Genomic DNA, 15,588 nt, shown 5'->3' with positions numbered 1-15,588 from the left:
TTTTGTCCGCCCTGCTCCGGAATGATTTCCCCATAGGAGGCGCTTGGTCGCCGGAAGTGGAGGTAGTCATGATTTCTCGGAAGAATTTGACGGCCATTGTTGTAGTGGCGGCACTGATGCCGTCCGCTGCATTCGCAGATGGCCTTTTGGGCGGCCTGCTGGGCGGCGGCTCCGATGGTGGCAGTTCCAGCAGCTCAAGCCTGTTGGGCGTCATCGGTGGCTCGGATAGCGGCGCGCTGGTGACCCTGGGGAGCGGCAATGCCGGCAGCAGCGGTCTGGTCAATGTCGGCCTCGGCGGCAGTGAAGGCCTGGTCACCACCAATGTCGGCGGCGGCTCCAAGCCTCTGGTCGACGCCTCGGTGCTCGGCTCCAACGGCATTGTCGACGTCAATGCCAATCTCGGTTCGCTCGGTGCCAACGTCAATGTTGGTGGCCCCAACGGCCTGGTCAATGTCGATATCGGCAACAATTCCGGCGGCGGTGGCAATAATGGCGGCGGCGGAAATGGCGGCAATGGTGGAAACGGCGGCAATGGCGGCGGCGGTAACGGTGGCGGCAATGGCGGTGGTGGAAATGGCGGCGGTGGCGGGTCCGGCGGCGGCAATGGAGGGAATGGGGGCAATGGCAGCAATGGCGGGAATTCCAGCCATGTCGGCTCCGGTTCCGGCGGCTTCAGCAGCAATGGCTCGGCCGCCTGCGCCGGCAGCAATCCCAACCAGTTGGTGACGCTGTTCCGCCAGTCCAATCTCAATAACTGGAACCGCGCCAGCAGTATCCAGCTGATCCCGATCCGCGTCTGTGCCCAGGTGCGCCAGCAGATCGCCAGCTGGCTGGCGTCGAATGGCGATTACCACCGCATGGTGAGCCAGGTTGCGTCCGATGCGCTGATCAACGCAGCGCTGGGCCGGACCAAATATCAGGCCGGCCACGTCCTGGGCGTGCAGCGCCAGGGTGGAACGCTCATGGTCTATGTGTTCTGACCTGCCCAGTCAGGCACATGACGCCGGCCGCCATGCCCGTGGCGGCCGGCACCTATTTGGCGGCAGGCCGTTCGGCCAAAATCATGTAATTGATCGCCATGTCAGGCGAGAGGCCCCAGCTATCGGCAATGGGATTAAAGGTCACGCCGGTCTCGTCGATCACCGAAAGCCCGTTGCGACGCAACTGGGCGTTGATCTCCTCGGGGGTGAGGAATTTCTTCCAGTCATGGGTGCCACGCGGCAGCCAGCGCAGGATGTATTCGGCGCCGATCACCGCCAGGGCCCAAGACCGCGCAGTTCGGTTGAGCGTGGCGGTGAACATCAATCCGCCGGGGGCCACGAGGTCGGCGCAGGACTTCATGTAGAGCGGGACATTGTCGACATGCTCGACCACTTCCATGTTGAGCACTACATCGTATTTTTCGCCGGCGGCCACCAGGGCCTCGCTGGTGGTGGCGCGATAGTCGACATTCAGCCCCGACTGTTCGGCATGGATTTGCGCGATCCGGATATTGCGCTCGGCCGCGTCGATGCCGGTCACCTTGGCACCCAACCGGGTCAGTGGCTCGCACAACAGACCGCCGCCACAGCCGACATCGAGGATTGAAATTCCCTCGAAGGGACGGATCGAGGCCGGGTCGCGGCCGAAATGGCGCACGAGGTTGTCGCGAATATAGCTCAACCGCACCGGGTTGAACTTGTGCAGCGGCTTGAACTTGCCCTTGGGGTCCCACCACTGCTCGGCCATCGCGGTGAATTTGGCGACTTCGGCATCGTTGACGGTGGTGGCGGTCATGGGCAGGCTCCTTGCGGTCCCCATATGACCTCTCCACCCCCTCGCGGGCAAGGCGCTCCGTGTCGCAGCCCTATTGGCTGGACTTGTAGGTCATCCAGTTGTGGAGAATATAGGTGAATCCGGTCTGGATCTGGTTGTTGTCCGGCATCGGCATGGCGGGATTGGCGGCGCTGGAAACGAAGAAGCGATAGGACTGGTTGGCTGAGCCGGCCAATATGGTGTCGAGCGCTTCCTTGGGGAAGACGAAACACGGCCCGCCGATGCAGGTCTCCTCGGAAACCTGCGCGGTAAAAACCCTCGCATCGTCCAACCAGTCCTGGCTGCGAATGTAGGAAAAGCTGGTCGTTTGCTCGGGGGTGAGCTTATTGGGATTGGCGAGCACTGTCAGCGAACCGCTGGCCAGCAGCGTTCTGGCGTTCTCTCCCCAGGTCATGGCCAGCAATTCACCCTCTGGTGTCGAGGCGAAGATCAGGTTCACCGGTCCGGTCCCCTCGAGCGTCTCGTAGGCGCCGGGAATGTCGATGAGTTCATAGCGGGTCGTACCATTGCCATCGACCATTAGGTCAATGGCGGTGTCATTGGGCAGATAGGCCGAGCGCACCCGGTAGCCGGCTTCGCCGGCGGTCAGGTCGAACAGCATGGCATCAATGATGCGAGTTGCGTCCTTGCGCAGTGCTTCCACGTAGACGCCGTCGTCACTAAGGCCATAGGCCTCCAGTTCTGCCTTCATCTCGGGGTCGTCATCCCACATGCCGGCAAGGGGGTTTGAGTCGTCGTCCTTCTGGGCGGCCTGATTGTACCTGATCTGCGCCTGGCTACGGGCATAGTCGACAAAGCGCGGCCAGGTCTCGCCGTAGAGTGGCGAGATCATTGCCTCGTAGATTTGCGCGGCCTGGCGCTGTTCGTCACTCAACCCGTTGCCGTCGAAGGCGATGATCAGATCCGAATAGATGAGGATGGCTGTCAGTTCGCGCAGCTTGAGGATGAAAGGCGCTGCCTTGGCTTGGTCGGCGCAGTCGATGTCTGCCGCCTTCGCCCGCCCCGCTTCGGCGAGCTTCTCATAGGCAGCCAAATACTCCCCGTCATCGATCTTGCCGCTATCATGGGCCGCGGTAAACCAGAGGGGGGCCAGCAGATTGAGTTCCACATTGCGCATGGTGCTGAGTTCGAAATAGCGCAGGAAGTGGCATTGCGCGTCGATGGCGCGCGCTGTGTGATAATCGATGAAAGCTTGTTCGGCGGCATCCTGTGCCGCGGCAGGGGCCGCAAGGGCTACACAAGAGGTCAGGGCAAGACAGAGGCGACGCAGCATCGGCTAATCTCCGGAAGAGTTTAGACCCTGCCGCAGCTTTTCCCAGCAGGCACCCCGCATATGAGGGGTGCGCCAGCAATGACCATTGATTGCGCTGCCGCTTTATGGCATGTCCCCGCCCGATTGAAAGCGTACCGCCGGGTTCGGCGGAGGACCGGGGAAGCAAGTGGCCCGTATCGTCGTCAAGTTCGGTGGCACTTCGATGGCCAGTGTCGAACGCATCCGCCATTCCGCCCGCCACATCAAGCGCGAGGTGGAGGCCGGCAATGAGGTGGCCGTCGTGGTTTCGGCCATGAGCGGCAAGACCAATGAACTGGTCGGCTGGGTCAACGAGGCCAGCAAATTCCACGATGCGCGTGAATATGACGCCGTGGTCGCTTCGGGCGAGCAGGTGACGGCCGGGCTCATGGCCATCGTGCTCAGCGAAATGGGCATTCAGTCGCGCAGCTTTGCCGGCTGGCAGGTGCCGATCCACACCGACGACGCCCATGGCGCCGCGCGCATCGTCGATATCGACCCGACCGAGCTCGACAAGCGCATGAAGGCGGGCTGGGTGCCTGTCATCACCGGCTTCCAAGGCATCTCGCCTCAGGGCCGCGTCACGACGCTGGGTCGGGGTGGTTCCGATACCTCCGCGGTCGCTGTCGCCGCCGCCGTGGGCGCGGATCGCTGCGATATCTATACCGATGTGGACGGCGTTTACACCACCGATCCGCGCATCGTGCCCAAGGCCCAGCGCATGACCCGCGTTTCCTTCGAGGAAATGTTGGAAATGGCCTCGCTCGGCGCCAAGGTGCTGATGATCCGCTCGGTCGAGATGGCCATGGCGCACAAGGTGCGCCTGACCGTCCGCTCCAGTTTCGATGACCCGGACGCGCCGCAGATCGCGCCCGATGGGACCCCCGGCGTTCCGGGCACGCTTGTCTGCGATGAGGATGAGATCATGGAAAAGCAGATCGTTTCGGGCGTGACGCTCGCCAAGGCCGAGGCCAAGATCACCCTGCGCGATGTCAAGGACAGCCCCGGCGTCGCCGCTGCCATTTTCGGCACGCTGGCCGACAAGGGCATTATTGTCGACATGATCGTGCAGAATATCGCCGATGATGGCGCCACCACCGATATCACCTTCACCGTCCCGGACAGCGAATATGACAAGGCCGTCAAGGCGCTGGAAGACAATGGCGGGCGCTTCGAATATGCGCGCCTTTCCGGCTCGCGCGGCGGCGCCAAGGTCTCCGTCGTGGGGGTGGGCATGCGCAGCCATGCCGGTGTTGCCGCCTCGATGTTCAAGGCGCTTGCTGACAAGGGCATCAACATCCAGCTGATCACGACTTCGGAAATCAAGACCTCGGTATTGATCGATGAAGAATATGCCGAGCTTGCGGTTCGGGCTCTGCACACCTATTACGGTTTGGACAGACAGGACGCCTGATCCCGCGCGCAAGCCGGGGCCGCGTCCTCAGACAAGGGGGGCGGCTTTGCGGGCTGCCTGACGAGGCGATGGTGACGACCATAGGCGGCCCGAGGGTGCTCCTGCGGCAATTGCGCGAGACGATGGCGGAGCCCCTGGCGTCGCAGGCTCGTCTCGACAAGATCGTCTCCCTCATCGCCGAGAACATGCGGGCCGATGTCTGCTCGTTCTATGTGTTGCGCGACGACGGCGCGCTCGAACTCTTCGCCACCAAGGGCCTCAAGGCCGAATCGGTGCATCTGACCACGCTGCGTCTGGGCGAAGGGCTGGTGGGTCTCATCGCCGCCGAGGCAGAGCCGCTCAGTCTCGATGATGCGCCCAGCCATCCCGGCTTTGCCTATCGCCCGGAAACCGGCGAAGAAAAATTCAATTCCTTCCTCGGCGTGCCGGTATTGCGCGCCGGGCAGACACTGGGCGTTCTCACCGTCCAGAACGCCGAGCGGCGTCATTATGGCGAGGACGAAACCGAGGCCATGCTGACCACGGCCACGATTTTGGCCGAGATGATCGCTACCAGCGATTTCGACAATCTGATCAAGCCAGGATCGGATATCGATCTCAGGCGGCCCCGCATGTTCAACGGCGTCAGTTTCACCGATGGAATCGCGCTGGGCAAAGTGGTGCTGCACGATCCTCGCGTGGTCGTGACCAATTTCATCGCCGACGATACCGATGCGGAAAAGCTGCGGCTGGATGCGGCGCTGGCCTCGATGCGCGTCTCCATCGATGCCATGCTCGACCATGGCGACATGCAGCCCAGTTCGGACCATCGCGAGATCCTCGAAACCTATCGCATGTTCGCCAATGATCGGGGCTGGGTGAACCGGCTGACCGAGGCCATCGACAACGGGCTGAGTGCGGAAGCTGCGGTCGAGCGGGTTCAGAACGATACAAGGGCGCGCATGCTGCGCCAGACCGACCCCTATATTCGCGACCGGCTGCACGATCTCGACGATCTGGCCAATCGGCTGTTGCGCGTTCTGACCAATACTCATCAGCCGGCGCAGCGCGAGCTGCCCGACAATGCTGTTCTCGTGGCCCGCAATATGGGCCCGGCGGAACTGCTCGAATATGACCGCAAGAAGCTGCGCGGCGTGGTGCTGGAGGAGGGCGGTGCCACCGCCCATGTGGCCATTGTCGCGCGCTCGCTGGGCCTGGTCGCCGTCGGCCAGGCCGAATCGATCGTTTCCATGTGCGAAACCGGAGATGACATCATCATCGACGGTTCGGCGGGCCAGGTGCATTTGCGGCCGACGCCAGAGGTCGAGCAGACCTATGTCGACAAGGTGCGTATCTCCGCCAAGCGGCGCGCGCATTACGCAGCGCTGCGGGAAAAGCCCAGCGTTACCCGCGACGGGGTTGATATCACCCTGCTGCATAATTCCGGCCTCGTCGCCGACCTGCCCATGCTGGACGATACCGGGGCAGAGGGCGTTGGCCTGTTCCGCACCGAATTGCAGTTCATGATCGCCAGCCGCTTGCCCCGGCTCAAGGAACAGGCCGAGCTCTATGCCGAGGCCATGGGCATTGCCGGTGATCGCCCCATCGTTTTCCGCCTGCTCGATATCGGCGGCGACAAGGTGCTGCCCTATTTGCGCGCCACGGCGGAGGAAAATCCGGCCATGGGCTATCGCTCGATCCGCCTGGGGCTGGATCGGCCGGGGCTACTGCGTACCCAGATCCGCGCATTGCTGCAGGCGGCCCAGGGGCGTCCGCTCAAGGTATTGGTGCCCATGGTCACCGAGACCTTCGAGTTCCTGCTGACCAAGCAGGTCATCTCTAAGGAAGTCGACCGCCTCAGGCGCGCTGGCCATCCCGTGCCCTCCAAGCTCGAAGTCGGCGCCATGGTGGAAGTACCATCGCTCTTGTTCGAGCTCGACCAGATCATGCCGGAGGCCGATTTCGTCTCCATCGGCTCCAACGATCTCGTGCAGTTCCTGACCGCGGCCGACCGGGCCAATCCGCGCGTCTCCAAGGCCTATGATCCCATCGCCCTGCCTCGTCTGCGCGCCATTCGGCTCGTCGTCGACGCCGCTGCGCGCCACGGCAAGCCGGTCACCATGTGCGGTGAGCTGGCCGGCAAGCCGATGGAAGCCTTGGCATTGATGGCCATCGGCATGACGCGTCTCTCGATGGGGCCGGCCTCGATCGGTCCGATCAAGGAAATGATCCTCAATCTCGAGCTCAAGCCCATTCAGGACGAGATCGCCAAGGCGCTCGGCGCCGGGGCCAATGGCCAGAGCGTACGCGCCCTGCTGACCCAATGGGCCGCCAAGCAGAACCTGCCGCTGGGTTGATGCCGGCGGTCGGTCAGGCGTCGCGCCGGCCAGACAAGACTTGAACTTGCTCCGCGCGGTCTTTACAGCCAGCCGCATAGCCGCCGGAAAGACTGCATCATGCCCTCACTGCCCCAGGACAAGCTCGACGCGCTGGAAATGCGCTTCCAATATATTGAAGCGGCCCTGTCCGGGGGTGCGAGCCAGGACGAGTTCGCCAAGCTCTCCAAGGAGCATTCCGACCTCTCCCCGATCGTGGGCGAGATCACGGCCTACAAGAAGGCCGTGAAGGATCGCGCCGAGGCCGAAACCCTGCTCAAGAGTGGCGACAAGGAAATGGCCGAAATGGCGGCCGCCGAAATCGAAGAGCTCGACGAGCGTATCGAAGCGCTGTTCCAGTCGATCCGCATCCTGCTGCTGCCCAAGGACGAGGCCGACGAAAAGTCGATCATTCTTGAAATCCGCGGCGGTACGGGCGGCGACGAGGCGGCTTTGTTCGCCGGCGACCTCTTCCGCATGTATGAGCGCTATGCCGCCAGCCATGGCTGGAAGGTAACGGTGATGGAAGAAAGCCCCGGCGAAATGGGGGGCTTCAAGGAAATCATCGCCAATGTCACCGGCAAGGGCGTCTATGCGCGGATGAAATACGAATCGGGTGTGCATCGGGTGCAGCGCGTACCTGCCACCGAGGGTTCGGGGCGCATTCACACCTCTGCCGCCACCGTGGCGGTGTTGCCTGAGGTCGAAGACATCGACATCGAAATCCGCGACCAGGATATTCGCATCGATACCATGCGCTCGTCCGGTGCCGGCGGGCAGCACGTCAATACCACCGATTCCGCCGTGCGCATCACCCACCTGCCCACCGGTCTGGTGGTGACCTCGAGCATGAAAAGCCAGCATCAGAACCGCGCCGAAGCCATGCGGGTGCTGCGGGCGCGGCTTTATGAAATCCAGCGCGAGGAGCGCGACAGTGCCCGTTCCGCCGATCGCAAGAACCAGGTCGGTTCCGGCGATCGCTCCGAGCGCATCCGCACCTATAACTTCCCGCAGGGAAGGGTGACCGACCACCGCATCAACCTGACGCTCTACAAGCTCGATAAAGTCATCTCGGGCGAAGCGCTCGACGAGCTGATCGAAGCGTTGATCACCGAAAACCAGGCGGCGCAGCTTGCCGCCATGGAGGCGATCAACTGAGCGAGCCGATCAGCGTCGGGGCCTTGTGGCGCGGCTGGCGCGACGTTCTGGGCCGGCTCGGCTTCGAGACCGCGGCGCTCGACGCCAAACTGCTTGCCGGCCATGTTCTGGGGATGGATAGCCTGGCGCTCGCCACCCACGAACAGCGGCCGGTCGATGAGGCCGACGCGCTGCGCCTTGCCGAACTGATGCAGCGCCGTATGACCGGTGAATCGGTGGCCCGTATCATTGGCGAGCGCGAATTCTATGGGCTGGCCTTCGGCCTCAATGCGGCGACGCTCGAGCCGCGTCCTGACACCGAATTGCTGGTCGATCTGGCGCTCTCCGCCTTGCCGGCGGGCGGGCGGCTGCTCGACCTGGGCACCGGCACGGGCTGCATTTCCATTTCGATCCTTGCCAACCGGTCCGACGCTTCGGCCTTGGCGACCGATATTAATCCCGAGGCGTTGATCATGGCGCGGCAGAATGCCGAGCGGCATGGCGTTGCCTGGCGGCTCGATTTTGCGCGCGGTGACTGGTTCGGGGCGGTGCCGCCGGGGGAAGCGCCGTTCGATCTCATCGTCTCCAATCCGCCCTATATCGTCTCTGGCGTCATCGAGACGCTCGCCGCTGAGGTGAAGCAGTTCGATCCGAAGCTGGCGCTCGATGGCGGGCCAGATGGGTTGGTCCCCTATCGCATCATCGCCGCCGAGGCGCCCAGGTTCCTGCGGCCCGGCGGGCAGGTGCTGGTCGAGATCGGCTATGACCAGGGCCAATCGGTCGCCGAGCTGTTCGGGCATGCTGGCCTTGCCGACATAGTGGTTCACAAGGACCTGGGCGGGCTTGATCGTGTGGTTTGCGCGCACCATCTGCAGAGCCAGATCAGCAGGCCATAGGGCCGCGTTTCACTTTGTGCTGGTCAAGAGCCTGCGAAGCGGTTAGTTTGCAGGCGCTGTCAACGGCGCATCATGGGCGCCGCAGCGACCATACCCGATGATTGAGTGGCTGCCAGAGGCAGCGCGGCTGCGGTGATCCGGAGCGACGCGTAGGGTGGGGCGGATATTTCCGACAAGGTCGTTGCCGACCGCATACGGTCTTCATGAAGCCAGTTTACACCCTGTATGGCTGCCTGTGTCAGTCCGCAGGGCCGGGGCCCGACCGGATTTGACGATCCGGCCCGCTCCAGATGTCACGCTTAACTTCTAGAGTTCGACAAAGCGACCCTATGAGACCCAATAATCAGAATAAGAACCGGCAGCGTGGCCGCAATGGCGGGCGCAAGCATGTTAATCCGCTGTCGCGGAACTATGAGAGCAACGGCCCGGACGTGAAGGTCCGTGGCAATGCCGCTCATATCGCCGAGAAATATCTGCAGCTGGCCCGCGACGCGCAATCGTCCGGGGATTCGGTGATGGCGGAGAACTATCTCCAGCATGCCGAGCACTATTTCCGCATCGTCTCCTCTGCCCAGCAGGCCATGAACGGCCAGCGTGAAGGCCAGAGCCAGGACGATAATGATTTCGACGATGACGTGTCCGAGCTGAACTCGCGGTTCTCCTCGCCGCAGCCGGTGCAGCAAGTCCAGGCCCATGAAGCCGAAGACGATGCAAGCCAGCCCGCGCCGCAGCCCGTGGCAGCCGAGACGACGTCTGCGCCCGCCGCCGCTGGTGAAGAGGCTGCTGCAGCCCCCGCCGATGGTGAAGCTGCGCCGCGCAAGCCGCGTGAACGCCGCCCGCGCCGCCGTCGCCCGGCCGGTGGGGAAGGCGCTGCCGACCCTGCCAATGCGCCGCAGCCAGATGTCGGCGAACTACCGGCATTTCTCACGGCTGGCAGCAATGCCAACGCCGCCGAGTAAGGCAAATCTTCAAGGCCGGGCCCAGTGCCCGGCCTTCGCATTTTTGGGTCACGTACCCTTCAACTCATCGCGTGCCGCCCCATATATCGGTCAGTGGGAACGCGCGCTGCTTGGTCAGGCGTTGTTGCCAACGACGCTTCCGACGCCGTGACGGTGCCTTGATGGGCCGGCTGGCGGGCGAGACAAGGAGAGTTGCATGAATATCGAGAAATATACCGAGCGGGCCCGCGGCTTCATTCAGAGCGCGCAAACCGGCGCCCTCGGCAAGGGCCACCAGCAGTTCGCGCCCGTCCACCTCTTGAAGGTGTTGATGGATGACGACCAGGGCATGGCAAGTGGGCTGATCGAACGGGCCGGTGGCGATCCCAAAGCCGTGCGGGCCGGTGTCGAAGCCGCCCTCAACAAGATTCCCAAAGTCTCAGGCGATGCCGGCCAACTCTATTTGAGCCGCGAGCTGGCCAAGGTCTTCGATACTGCCGAGCAGGCAGCGCAAAAGGCCGGCGACAGCTTCGTCGCGGTGGAGCGCTTGCTCCTGGCGCTGGTCATCGAAAAGGACAGCGATGCCGGCAAGATCCTGGCTTCGGCCGGCGTGACGGCCCAGGGCCTCAATGCGGCCATCGAGGCGATCCGCAAGGGCCGCACCGCCGATTCTGCTTCGGCCGAGAACGCCTATGATGCGCTCAAAAAATACGCGCGCGATCTCACCGAAGACGTGCGCCAGGGAAAGCTCGATCCGGTGATCGGCCGCGACGAGGAAATTCGTCGGACCATCCAGGTGCTGAGCCGGCGCACCAAGAACAATCCCGTGCTGATCGGTGAACCCGGCGTCGGCAAGACCGCCATCGCCGAAGGCCTGGCCATCCGCATCGTCAATGGCGACGTGCCCGAATCGCTCAAGAACAAGAGCCTTCTGGCGCTCGACATGGGGGCGCTGATTGCCGGCGCGAAATATCGCGGCGAGTTTGAAGAGCGGCTCAAGGCGGTGCTTAACGAAGTGACCTCGGCGGAGGGGCAGATCATTCTGTTCATCGACGAGATGCATACGCTGGTCGGTGCCGGCAAGGCGGATGGGGCGATGGATGCTTCCAACCTGCTCAAGCCCGCTCTGGCGCGCGGCGAATTGCATTGCGTCGGCGCGACCACGCTCGACGAATACCGCAAGCATGTCGAAAAGGACCCGGCGCTCGCCCGTCGCTTCCAGCCTGTCTTTGTACCCGAACCGACCGTGGAGGATACGATCTCGATCCTGCGCGGCCTCAAGGAAAAGTATGAGCTGCATCACGGCATCCGCATCGCCGACTCGGCGCTGGTGGCAGCCGCGACCTTGTCCAACCGCTACATCACCGACCGCTTCCTGCCCGACAAGGCCATCGACTTGATGGACGAGGCGGCAGCGCGTCTACGCATGGCCGTGGATTCCAAGCCCGAAGCCCTCGATGAGCTGGATCGCAAGATCATGCAGCTCAAGATTGAGCGCGAGGCGCTGAAGAAGGAAAATGACGACGGGTCCCGCACGCGGCTCGAACGGCTCGAACACGATCTCTCGGGTCTTGAAGAGCAGGCCCAGGTGCTGTCGGCCAAGTGGATGGCCGAAAAGGAGCGCCTGCAAGGTTCGACCAAGATCAAGGAAGAGCTCGACGCGGCCCGCTCGCAGCTGGAAATCGCACAGCGCCAGGGCGATCTCGCCAAGGCGGGTGAGCTGGCTTATGGCGTCATTCCCGAACTCGAAAAGCGCTTGAAGACCGCCGACGATCCGGATGGCGATGGCAAGCCGGATCCGCTCATGGCCAAGGAAACCGTCGAGCCCACCGACATTGCGCAAGTGGTGTCGCGCTGGACCGGCATTCCGGTCGACCGCATGATGGAAGGCGAACGCGAGAAGCTTCTGCACATGGAAGGCTCGCTTGGCGCCCGCGTTATCGGTCAGTCCGAGGCCGTCGCTGCCGTCGCCAAGGCAGTGCGGCGGTCCCGGGCAGGCCTGCAGGATCCCAACCGGCCGATCGGCTCGTTCATGTTCCTCGGGCCCACCGGTGTCGGCAAGACCGAGCTGACCAAGGCGCTGGCCCAGTTCCTCTTCGATGACGAGACCGCCATGGTGCGGCTCGACATGAGCGAGTTCATGGAAAAGCACTCGGTGGCCCGGCTGATCGGGGCTCCTCCGGGCTATGTCGGCTATGACGAGGGCGGGGTGCTCACCGAAGCCGTGCGGCGTCGGCCCTACCAGGTGATCCTGTTCGACGAGATCGAAAAGGCGCATCCGGATGTGTTCAATGTCCTCCTGCAGGTGCTCGACGATGGGCGGCTGACGGACGGGCAGGGGCGCACGGTCGATTTCCGCAATACGGTCATCATTCTCACCTCGAACCTGGGCGCCGAATATCTCGTCGACCTCAAGGACGGGGAATCGGTGGAGCTGGTGCGCGGCAAGGTGCTCGATATGGTCAAGGCGGCCTTCCGGCCGGAATTCCTCAACCGCATCGATGAAATCCTGCTGTTCCATCGTCTCGGTCGCGAGCATATGGGCTCGATTGTCGATATCCAGTTCGGACGGCTCGAAAAGCTGCTCAAAGATCGCGATATCGCCCTCGAACTGACGCCGCGGGCACGCGAATGGCTCGCCAATGAAGGATATGATCCCGCCTATGGTGCCCGTCCGCTGAAACGCGTCATTCAGCGCGAGGTGCAGGACGAACTTGCCGAAGAGATTCTCTCGGGCAAGGTCACCGACGGCACGCGGGTGCGGGTCGATGCCGATGAAGAAGGCATTGTGTTACTGCCCGGCGGGGGCGCCGCGGCAAGCGAGGCAGCCTGATCCGCAATGGGGCCGGTCGAAAGACTGGCCCCATTTCCTTCCATGCGGAAAATCTATGCGCCGGCTATTCCCGTGCGCGCAAGACTCGACTAGAACATAACGGGAACAACGCACGGCGCCGACACGGCGCCCCGTTATGGAGACCCGGCATGGCCGATAAACTCGACTATATAGAATTTCCCTCGACCAACCGGGCGAAGACCAGCGACTTTTTCCGCGACGCTTTTGGCTGGGCAATGATCAGCTATGGTCCCGATTACGACGCCTTGGATGGCGCTGGAATCGATGGTGGCATCGATCAGGGAGAGGAGCGCGTTGCTGTGACCATGGCGGTGGTGCGGACCGACGATCTCGACGCCGCCGAGGCCCGCGTTATTGCTGCAGGTGGCGTGCTGACCCGCAGCCAGTTCGACTATCCGGGCGGAAGGCGGTTTCATTTCCGCGAGCCGGGCGGCAATGAAATGGCCGTCTATGTGCCAAGGGACGAATAGGTCGGCGGGATCGGGCCTGGTTACGACAGGGCCCGACCATTGCCTTTGCTTGCCGCGGCCCTAATTGGCCTGAGCGACGCTGACAGGGGCGGGATCGCGTGCCAACAAGTCGTTGATCTGAGCCATGGTCTGCTCGAACTCGCCGCGATATTGCTGGGCCAGCACATTGTCCTTGGGCAGCTTGACGCTGAGCGGATCGACGAGATTGCCATTGATGAGGACTTCGAAATGCAGGTGCGGGCCGGTCGACTGGCCGGTTGAACCGACATAGCCGATCACCTGGCCCTGCCGGACCTTCGACCCCACGCCCAACCCATCGGCATAGCGAGACATATGGCCATAGGCGGTCTCGTAGCCGTTGACGTGCTGGATCTCGACCTTGTTGCCGTAGCCGGACTGCCATTTGTAATAGGTGATGACGCCGTCACCCGCTGCATAGATGGGCGTGCCGGTTGGCGCGGCCAGATCGACGCCGGTATGCAGGCGCCGGGTCTTGAAGATCGGGTGGATGCGGTAGCCGAAGCGCGAGCGCAACGTGCCTCCACCTTCCAGCGGCCGACGATTGAGGAAGCGCTTGCCCGTCTCGCCATCGGGGTCGAAGAAATCGACGGTGCCGTCCGGGGTGGTGAAGCGGTAGAGCTGCCGCTTGGTGCCGCCCAGATTGAGGCCGACATAAAGCAGTTCCGGCTCGGCATCGGGCGTCGCTGCGGTCTCGAGGATCTCGATGGTGTCGCCGGCAGTAATGCGTTTGGTCATGTCCACGTCATAGGCGAACATGCCGATGATGCGCTCGATGGTGTCATTGTCGAGATCGTGCTTGCGCCCGGTCTCCCAGATGGAGCGATAGACGGTGGGCAGATTGCCCACATTGATCTGCTCGACATCTTCCTCGGGAAACTCCACCCAGTCCGGCTGCAGGCCCACCACATATTGACCCGTGTCCGACAGGGCGACGGTGGCGATATGGCGGTCGCCTTGCGTGCCGTCGGGTCGGTAGATCGACATGCGATAGGGCACGAGGCTGTTCGGGTCGCTGGTCAGCGGGCCGTAAAGGATACGTAGCCGGATCCCGGCCGGCAGGCCGCCGGCTGGAATGAGATTGGCGAGGGTATTCTCCACCATGACCACCTGGGCCGAGGTAAAGCCGTTGCGCACCAGGGTGTCGGCCAGCGGCCCGACCTCCCGCACGGTCAGGAAACGCTCGGTACGGCCCTGGCCCTTGTCGGCGCCAAGCGTCGACTTCGGCATCACCGTGACGTTTTCGGCAATACCGGTCAGAAGATTGTCGGCGACCCCGGGGGTGGGGCTGTTATTGCTCAGGCCAAAGGATGCATAAGCCAGTGCCTGGGGCGGACCGTCCGTGAAGAAAGTGGCTTCGGCGACACCGCGCACGAATTCGGCGGCCGACTGATCCGAGATCGAGCGTGTCGGCACGAAATTGGCCGGCATCGCCGCCTGACGCACCGCCACCTCGCCATCGACATCAGTGCCATAGACATCGGTCGCAATATCGAGGCTTGCGACCTTGAGTGGCTGCGTCTTGTTGAGAATGGCTACGGGATCATAAGCCGGCGCATCGGCGGAGAGCGAAGTGGCCGTGGTGGCCAGCGTGGCACGGATGCGGGTGAAGGGCTGGTTGCGGATGATTTCGCGACCATCGACATTCTGCCGGATCGCGGCCTCGATGATTTCGAGGTCGGAACGGGTGGCCGCGATGGGACGCAGGCGCGAGGACTTCGCCATTATGTCGGTGGCGGTCGGCTGTTCGATGCGGGGGGCAGCCAGTTGTAGTGCGGCATAGGCGGTCGAGAAGGTGTCTTGCCCCTGGAAGGACACATAAAGCGCGGCGCCCATAAGAAGAACAGAGGTCAGGCCAGTCATCACGGTGCCGCTGAGCCAGGCGAAACTGAGTTCGCGGCCCTGGGGGATCTCGCCATCCGTGGATTGAACCGTCAGAGCCGGGCTGTCTTCAAAGCCGGCGGCGCGCAACATGGCGACCTGACGACGTCTCTGCGTTGAATTCAACGTGCCATCCTTGACCATTATAGAGTGACAGAGGCCGGCACGGCGTGGTGCAGGGCTCTGTCGCGGCGACTCTATAGCATCGCAAGAGAGGCTGATCGGAGAAAAATGCGGCAATTGTGGGAGATTCGCCGAGATAGTTCGCCAGGGCAGGCCGTGTTCACGCTGGCGGCTTGAAAAAACGCATCCTCGTCCCCATTTGTGGAGGCAGCCGGAACCACCTTAAATCTCGGGCGTTTCAGTCGAGTTTCCCACAGTTGCACCCTGCCGGACGAAGCGAATTTGTCGAATTTGTCATGATGGGGGTTTACAGGTTCGGGGGGTGGCCCTATAACCCGCTCATCGCTGAAGAGCGCGGCGCCAGACGGCGGCGGGTTACGAAGCAAGCCACTGAAAT

At 62.9% G+C, this 15,588-nt stretch carries 11 protein-coding genes; 8 read left to right on the top strand and 3 right to left on the bottom strand.

What is annotated here, in order from left to right; translation table 11 throughout:
- Window positions 1-68: 68 nt before the first annotated feature.
- Window positions 69-980 (top strand): hypothetical protein, encoded by a 912-nt coding sequence (locus BGO80_RS08285; RefSeq protein ID WP_286720770.1) that lies wholly within the window; start codon window positions 69-71, stop codon window positions 978-980.
- A gap of 52 nt (window positions 981-1,032) precedes the next feature.
- Here the strand turns inward: BGO80_RS08285 and ubiG are convergent, their stop codons facing one another.
- Window positions 1,033-1,776 carry a bifunctional 2-polyprenyl-6-hydroxyphenol methylase/3-demethylubiquinol 3-O-methyltransferase UbiG gene (gene ubiG / locus BGO80_RS08280; protein WP_502686551.1) on the bottom strand — a complete coding sequence of 248 codons (744 nt, stop codon included), beginning with the start codon at window positions 1,774-1,776 and terminating at the stop codon, window positions 1,033-1,035.
- A gap of 70 nt (window positions 1,777-1,846) precedes the next feature.
- Window positions 1,847-3,088, bottom strand: coding sequence for a hypothetical protein (locus BGO80_RS08275; protein WP_286720769.1), 1,242 nt, complete (start codon window positions 3,086-3,088; stop codon window positions 1,847-1,849).
- A gap of 166 nt (window positions 3,089-3,254) precedes the next feature.
- On the opposite strand from BGO80_RS08275, the gene BGO80_RS08270 reads away from it, so the two are divergent.
- From BGO80_RS08270 to BGO80_RS08240, 7 genes are all read left to right on the top strand, one after another.
- The gene (locus tag BGO80_RS08270) at window positions 3,255-4,520 is read left to right on the top strand and encodes an aspartate kinase (RefSeq protein WP_126150533.1); all 1,266 of its coding nucleotides are present in this window, start codon (window positions 3,255-3,257) and stop codon (window positions 4,518-4,520) included.
- A gap of 68 nt (window positions 4,521-4,588) precedes the next feature.
- The gene (ptsP, locus tag BGO80_RS08265; protein ID WP_286720768.1) at window positions 4,589-6,856 is read left to right on the top strand and encodes a phosphoenolpyruvate--protein phosphotransferase; all 2,268 of its coding nucleotides are present in this window, start codon (window positions 4,589-4,591) and stop codon (window positions 6,854-6,856) included.
- A 99-nt stretch (window positions 6,857-6,955) separates the two neighbouring features.
- On the top strand, window positions 6,956-8,032 hold the full coding sequence (gene prfA / locus BGO80_RS08260) for a peptide chain release factor 1 (RefSeq protein ID WP_126150535.1): 1,077 nt from the start codon (window positions 6,956-6,958) through the stop codon (window positions 8,030-8,032).
- A gap of 23 nt (window positions 8,033-8,055) precedes the next feature.
- Window positions 8,056-8,907: a peptide chain release factor N(5)-glutamine methyltransferase gene (gene prmC / locus BGO80_RS08255; RefSeq protein WP_286720767.1), complete on the top strand. Its 852-nt coding sequence runs from the start codon at window positions 8,056-8,058 to the stop codon at window positions 8,905-8,907.
- A gap of 329 nt (window positions 8,908-9,236) precedes the next feature.
- Window positions 9,237-9,866, top strand: a complete 630-nt coding sequence (locus BGO80_RS08250; RefSeq protein ID WP_126150537.1) for a DUF4167 domain-containing protein — start codon at window positions 9,237-9,239, stop codon at window positions 9,864-9,866.
- Between the two features lie 196 nt (window positions 9,867-10,062).
- A complete protein-coding gene (gene clpB / locus BGO80_RS08245; RefSeq protein ID WP_286720766.1) occupies window positions 10,063-12,678 on the top strand; it encodes an ATP-dependent chaperone ClpB in 2,616 nt (871 codons plus the stop codon).
- Between the two features lie 149 nt (window positions 12,679-12,827).
- Window positions 12,828-13,169: a VOC family protein gene (locus BGO80_RS08240; RefSeq protein ID WP_286720765.1), complete on the top strand. Its 342-nt coding sequence runs from the start codon at window positions 12,828-12,830 to the stop codon at window positions 13,167-13,169.
- Between the two features lie 60 nt (window positions 13,170-13,229).
- Here the strand turns inward: BGO80_RS08240 and BGO80_RS08235 are convergent, their stop codons facing one another.
- Entirely contained in the window at window positions 13,230-15,194 is a 1,965-nt protein-coding gene (locus tag BGO80_RS08235) for a M23 family metallopeptidase (protein ID WP_286720764.1), read from the bottom strand.
- Between the last annotated feature and the right edge of the window lie 394 nt (window positions 15,195-15,588).

The sequence above is a fragment of the Devosia sp. 63-57 genome (assembly GCF_001899045.1).
Taxonomy (GTDB): Bacteria; Pseudomonadota; Alphaproteobacteria; order Rhizobiales; family Devosiaceae; genus Devosia; species Devosia equisanguinis.
The sequence above is the reverse complement of the archived record's forward strand: the minus strand, read 5'-3'. Positions and strand labels throughout refer to the sequence as shown.